The following is a 1,123-nucleotide window of genomic DNA, read 5'->3' on the forward strand; positions in this document are numbered from 1 at the left end:
CAGCCGGCAGCCTCGACCTGTTCGGCCTCTTCAAGCCCAAGCAGAAGCTGATCCTCGGGAAGCGTCTCTGCCCGGCGGCCGAAGCGGTGGCGCTGCAATTCCTTGATGATCTGGCGAAGGCGGGCATTCTCTGCCTCGCGCGAAAGCACCATTGCTTTCAGCGCGTTCAGGTCATCCGGAAGCTCGTCTGCCGTCATCGTCATGGATCGAGAACAGCATATTTTGCCGCTCGGAACGAGAGGCTGAATGGGGCTGATTCAATTGGTCGCGCCCGTCATCCGGCCTTTATCGGCGTGCGCGTTTCGCTCGGCGCATGCACGCGTTTCCAGTCCAATCCTTCGAACAGAGCCGAGAACTGGGCGGCCGTCAGATGCATCGCACCGTCCTGCATTCGAGGCCAATGGAACTCGCCATCCTCGATCCGCTTGGCGACCAGGCAGACGCCGCTGCCGTCCCAGAAGATCAGCTTGATCCGGTCGGTGCGTTTGGCCCGGAATACGTAGATCGTGCCCGAGAACGGGTCTGCACCCATCTCGGCCTTCACCAGTGCCGCCAATCCTTCAGCACCTTTGCGGAAGTCGACGGGCTTGGTGGCGATCATCACCTTCACCGCACCGGACGGACCAATCACGATGCTGCCTTCAAGGCCTGGATCACGGCAGTAATGGTCGCGCTGTCCGTGCCAGATGCGATCCTGACGATCACGCCGCCAACCTCCAACTCGATTGCCGCAATTGGAAGTGCGCTCCTCGTCATCGTCTTTCGCCGTGTCGGAGGTGGCTCTGCCGGGCGATCAATTACCGCTGGCACAAACATCGGCGGCAAGTCTTGCTTCGCCTGACTTCGCACCTGCCGCCGCCAGGTAAACAATTGCCCGGGCGACAACCCATGCCGACGCGCAACAGCACTGACCGACATCTCGCCGCTATAGCTCTCGGCGACAATTCGGTCCTTCTCCTCGTCGCTCCAGTCGCGGCGACGACCTGCTCCAGTGAAAACTTCAAACCGTTGCACTGGCACGTCTGCGCTGGTGCCATGCGTAAACCCTGTAATCGTCATATGTCGAAGCCTCGTTCGGCAACAACATCAACAATCACACGCTGATCCGGAAGGTGGGGGAAAA

3 protein-coding genes are annotated in these 1,123 nt (G+C 60.3%); all 3 read right to left on the reverse strand.

Translation table 11 applies throughout. The annotated features are described in order from the left end of the window. A partial coding sequence (locus C7449_RS22305) for a transposase (RefSeq protein ID WP_245414481.1) occupies window positions 1–203 on the reverse strand: 203 nt, incomplete at its 3' end. Between the two features lie 71 nt (window positions 204–274). Continuing rightward, on the reverse strand, window positions 275–631 hold the full coding sequence (tnpB, locus tag C7449_RS21480; protein ID WP_108004936.1) for an IS66 family insertion sequence element accessory protein TnpB: 357 nt from the start codon (window positions 629–631) through the stop codon (window positions 275–277). After that, the gene (gene tnpA / locus C7449_RS21485; protein ID WP_108004937.1) at window positions 628–1,059 is read right to left on the reverse strand and encodes an IS66-like element accessory protein TnpA; all 432 of its coding nucleotides are present in this window, start codon (window positions 1,057–1,059) and stop codon (window positions 628–630) included. Before tnpA ends, tnpB begins: the two co-directional genes overlap by 4 nt. Window positions 1,060–1,123: the final 64 nt, after the last annotated feature.

It is taken from the genome of Mycoplana dimorpha (assembly GCF_003046475.1).
Lineage (GTDB): Bacteria > Pseudomonadota > Alphaproteobacteria > Rhizobiales > Rhizobiaceae > Mycoplana > Mycoplana dimorpha.